Origin of the sequence: Nocardia aobensis NBRC 100429 (genome assembly GCF_000308375.1) — a bacterium.
GTDB lineage: Bacteria > Actinomycetota > Actinomycetes > Mycobacteriales > Mycobacteriaceae > Nocardia > Nocardia aobensis.
This window is the reverse complement of record NZ_BAFQ01000244.1, coordinates 1-4,495: the sequence shown is the minus strand read 5'-3', so window position 1 is coordinate 4,495 and position 4,495 is coordinate 1. Positions and strand designations below refer to the sequence as shown.

The window sequence follows — 4,495 nt, the reverse complement described above, 5'->3', positions numbered from 1 at the left end:
CCGGTCCGTCCGACACGTCCCAGCACCACGTCGCAGCCGTCGACGATGGCCGCGGTAGGCGCCGGCACTGCCCGGATCGGCGATATGCACCTCGATCCGCGGATCCACATACCGGTGCCGAATCCGGTCGGCTCCGACGACGTCGTGCCCGGCGGCCGCCAGCATGCGCGCCACCGCGCGACCGGTGGGTGTGGTGACTCCGGTGATCAGGACCCGCATCGACTCTTCCTCCTCGCGTGCGCCACCCAAGAACGTGACGCCGTTCACACACCATGACGAGTGGATTGCGGGGTGCCCGCGCGAAGTCCCGGTCAGCGGGCGCGGCGTTTCGCTGAGTGGAGCGGTAGTATCGGCCTCCGCTTGCTCCGGCGGGTCTCGGCCCCTTGGGCCTCGATTTTTCCCTCCTCCGCTCAGTCGCTGCGCTCCCTCGCTCCGTCAGTCCAAAATCGAGGCGGGCCGAGACCGGCCCACTGCTCGGAGCACTCCGGCGGTCCACGCTCTAGGCCACCTGGCGGTCCACGCTCTATCGGCCGGCCCCCGCATTCCGATGATCGGGACTTCTCGGGGCCGGTACTTCCGCCCGCCCCTACCGTCGAGGCATCGACCCAGTGCGTGACAGCGCAGAGGCAGGGAGGAACACCGGCAATGGCGAACAAGGTGCTCGATCGGGTGCGGGACCTGCTCCCGGCGATCGGGGAACGGGCGGTGACGGCCGAGCAGGAGCGGCGGGTGCCCGCCGAGACGATCCGCGAGCTGACCGAGGCGGGCGTGTTCCGGATGTTGCAGCCGAGCCGCTTCGGTGGTGCGGAGGAGTCGCCGGTCGCCTTCTACGAGGTGATTCGCGCGATCGCGACCGTCTGCCCGTCGACGGCGTGGGTGTCCTCGGTGCTGGGTGCGCATCCGTGGCAGCTGGCGTTGTTCGACCCGCGGGCTCAGCAGGATGTGTGGGGTGAGGATCCCGACACCCTGGTCTCCTCGTCGTACGCACCCACCGGCAAGTTGACCCCCGTCGACGGCGGCTTCGAGATGAGCGGCCGGTGGAGCTTCTCCTCCGGCTGCGACCACGCCGACTGGGCGTTCCTCGGCGCGGTGGTGCCGAACGACAAGGGGGGAGCCGATTACCTGACGGTGCTGGTTCCGCGCACCGACTACCGCATCGAGGATGTCTGGCACGTGTCGGGCCTGTCGGGCACCGGAAGTAACGACATCATCGTCGAGAAGGCGTTCATCCCCGCCTATCGCGCGTACAGCGCCGCCGATCAGTCCGCGCTGGTGGGGCCCGGCCAGGAGGTGAACACCGCTGCGCTGTACCGGATCTCGTTCGCCAGCGTGTTCTCCAACACCATCACCGCGCCGATCATCGGTGCCGCGCAGGGCGCCTACGAATCGCATCTGCAGCGCCAGCGTGAGCGCGTCCGGCTGTCCTACGGCGGGCAGAAGGTGGCCGATGATCCGTTCGCGCAGGTGCGGATCGCGCGGGCGGCCTCGGAGATCGACGCCGCCATCCTGCAGCAGGAACGCAATATCAGCGAGCAGCTGCGCTACGCCGAAGCGGGCGAGGAGATTCCGTACGAGCTGCGCCTGCGGACCCGCCGCGACCAGGTGCGCGGTACCGAACGCGCGATCTACGCGATCGATCTGCTGTTCGAGAACTCCGGCGGCCACTCGATCCGCAAACCCAATGTGATCGAACGCAACTGGCGCGACGCCCACGCCGGCAACGCGCATGTGATCAACGACGTCGAGCGCGCGCTGGCGATGTACGGTCAGGGTGAGATGGGCGTCGAGGTCACAGAACGGATGGTCTGATGGGTTTCACTGCCGAGGACACCACCCGCTGGGTCACCGTCGACGGCGTGAAACTGCGCTATCACGAGGCGGGTTCCGGTGCGCCGCTGGTGCTGTTGCACGGTTCCGGCGCCGGAGTCTCGGGCTGGGCCAATTTCGGCGCCAACCTCGAGGCGCTGGCTCCGCACTTCCGCTGCCTGGTCCTCGACCAGCCCGGGTTCGGCGCCAGCGAACGGCCCGAAACCTACGACCGCAACTATCTGCGGATCGCCGTCGACGCGGTCCTCGGTCTGCTGGACGAGCTCGGCATCGGCAGCGCTCATCTGCTGGGAAATTCGATGGGCGGCGCGGTGGCGACCCTGCTGGCCGCCGAACATCCCGAGCGCGCGGACCGGCTGGTGCTGATGGCGCCGGGCGGTGTGGGCGTCAACATTCTGGGACCCGAACCGTCGGAAGGGATTCGGCGCCTGCTGGACTTCAACGCCGATCCCACTCCGGAGCGGGCGGTGGACTGGTTGAAGACGATGGTCTTCGATCAGGCGGTGCTCACCGAGGAGCTGATCGCGGCCCGCACCGCCGCGGCCTCGGATCCGCGCCAGACCAAGGCGCTCGCCGATGCCTACGCCACCTTCTACAACCCGGCCTTCGCCGATCCGGTTCCGCTGTGGGCGCGTCTGCGGGCGATCCAGCACGAGGTGCTGATGCTGTGGGGCCGCGACGACCGGGTGACACCGGTGGAAGGCGCACTGCTGCCCGCCCGCCAGCTGCCGCGCGCCGATCTGCGGATCTTCTCCCGCTGCGGGCATTGGGTTCAGGTCGAGCGCAAGGTCGCGTTCGAGCGTGCCGTGATCGACTTCCTGCACAACGGATTATGAACGCGCGCTGACCTTTTCGCGCCGACGCGGTGGCCGCCGCACCTCACGAGGGTGCTGCGGCCACCGTCGTTTCCGGGGCGTGCCGGCGTCGGCTCCTGCCCGCTACAGCCCGCGTTCGCTACACCCTGTCCGCTACAGTCCGTGGTCGCGGGCCCATCCCGCGATCTGGGTACGCGAGGTGAAGCCGAGTTTGGTCAGGATGTGCTCGACATGGGTCTCGGCCGTGCGCACCGAGATCACCAGATCGGCCGCGATGCGTTTGTTGCTGTGCCCGGCGGCGACCAGCCGGGCCACATCCTTCTCCCGGCGGGTGAGCAGCGACAGCGCCGCGGTGTCGACCGGCGTGGGGCGCGCCGGCGGGGCCGGTGATTCCTCGGGGGCGGGCCCGCGGCCCAGCGCGAAATCGATCGCCGCGGGGAGCGTCATCGCCGCACCGGTGTCGTAGGCGGTGCGGAAACCGCTGTCGCCCAGAGCGTTGCGGACCTCGTCGCGGACCTTTTCACCCACCGCGCTGGTGATCGTATGGGCCAGCCGCACCGTACTGCGCTGCAGCGTCTCGGCCGCACCCATCAGCCGGGCCGACCGCTCCATATCACCGCGGGCGGCGGCCGACCACGCCATACCGTCGAATCCCGAAGCCAGCCATACACATCGGTCGAACAGCGCGAACTCCTCGATCGCGCGTCCTAGATAGTCGTCGGCGGCGTCCTGATCACCCAGCCGCCACTGATCGATACCGAGCGTCCACAGCGCGAGCCCACCCAGCAGATGCGGCCCGTAGCGCTGCGTGAGCGCACGGAACTCCTGGGCCATCTCGGTGGCGCGCGGGTCCTCCAGCAGGGTCGCGCACATGAAACCGAAAGCGAGACTGTCCATTTCGGTGGCATGATGGTCGTCGGCCCGCGCCAGCCGGATCGCCTCCTCGGAGCGGCGCAGCGCACCGGCGGTATCGGCGTCGGTGAAATCGATCAATGCCGCATCCAGTTCCGCCTCGGCGAGGATGTCGGTGGCGCCCAGATCGGTGGCCACGGTGACGCATTCGCTCGCCAGCCGCGCCGCCGACTCCCGATCCGACAGCAGTGCCGCCAGCGAGGCCGCCGACGACAGCGCCCGCGCTCGCTCCCAGCTCGGTTCCGGATTCCGGGCCAGGGCGTCGGTCAGCCACCGATACCCCTCGGACAGGAACCGGTAATGCTCCCAGAACGGCCGCAGCACGGTCGCGGTCTCCATCGCCAGCTGCGGTGCGTCGAGCATCGAGAACTGCAGGGCCGAGCGCAGATTGGCGTGTTCGCGCGCCAATTCACGGAACCACGCGAGATCGTCGGCACTCCAGTACGCCGTCTGCCCGCGCAGGGCCAGCCCACGGTAGTGGTCGCGGTGGCGCGCCCGCACCCGGCGTTCGTCACCGTGTTCGACGAGGCGGTCGTGGCCGAATTGCCGGATCGGCTCCAGCATCGAATAGCGCGGCGCCACCGCGTCGTAGCGCAACCGCAGCACCGACTTGTCGACCAGGCCGGTCAGCGCGTCGAGCAATCCCTGCGGCCCCGGTGGCAGCCGGCACACCGCCTCGGCGGCCTCGATGTCGAAACCACCGGCGAAGACCGACAGCTGTTGCCACAGCCGCTGTTCCGCGGGGGTGCACAGTTCGTAACTCCAGCGGATCGCGCCCTCGATGGTCTGCTGACGCTGCGGTGCGGTGCGCGGTCCGGCGCTGAGCAGGTCCATGGTGTCGTCGAGCCGGTCGCGGATCTGCTCGGGGGTGAACACCCGGAACCGCAGCGCCGCCAGTTCCAGCGCCAGCGGAATGCCGTCGAGACGTTGGCAGATCGCGG

3 protein-coding genes and 1 pseudogene are annotated in these 4,495 nt (G+C 69.2%); 2 read left to right on the top strand and 2 right to left on the bottom strand.

Going from position 1 to position 4,495, the window contains the following annotated elements:
• Positions 1-219: pseudogene (locus RJ03_RS27510) on the bottom strand (hypothetical protein); the annotation flags it as partial.
• A 426-nt stretch (positions 220-645) separates the two neighbouring features.
• Between RJ03_RS27510 and hsaA the strand changes: the two are divergent.
• Together hsaA and RJ03_RS27500 are read left to right on the top strand one after the other, a co-directional pair.
• The gene (gene hsaA, locus RJ03_RS27505; protein ID WP_036507637.1) at positions 646-1,809 is read left to right on the top strand and encodes a 3-hydroxy-9,10-secoandrosta-1,3,5(10)-triene-9,17-dione monooxygenase oxygenase subunit; all 1,164 of its coding nucleotides are present in this window, start codon (positions 646-648) and stop codon (positions 1,807-1,809) included.
• Positions 1,809-2,663, top strand: coding sequence for an alpha/beta fold hydrolase (locus RJ03_RS27500; RefSeq protein ID WP_036507636.1), 855 nt, complete (start codon positions 1,809-1,811; stop codon positions 2,661-2,663). The genes hsaA and RJ03_RS27500 overlap by 1 nt, the downstream gene beginning before the upstream one ends.
• Before the next feature lie 132 nt (positions 2,664-2,795).
• On the opposite strand, the gene RJ03_RS27495 is transcribed toward RJ03_RS27500, so the two are convergent.
• Positions 2,796-4,495 (bottom strand): ATP-binding protein (locus RJ03_RS27495; RefSeq protein ID WP_036507634.1); only part of this gene is annotated, 1,700 nt, incomplete at its 5' end.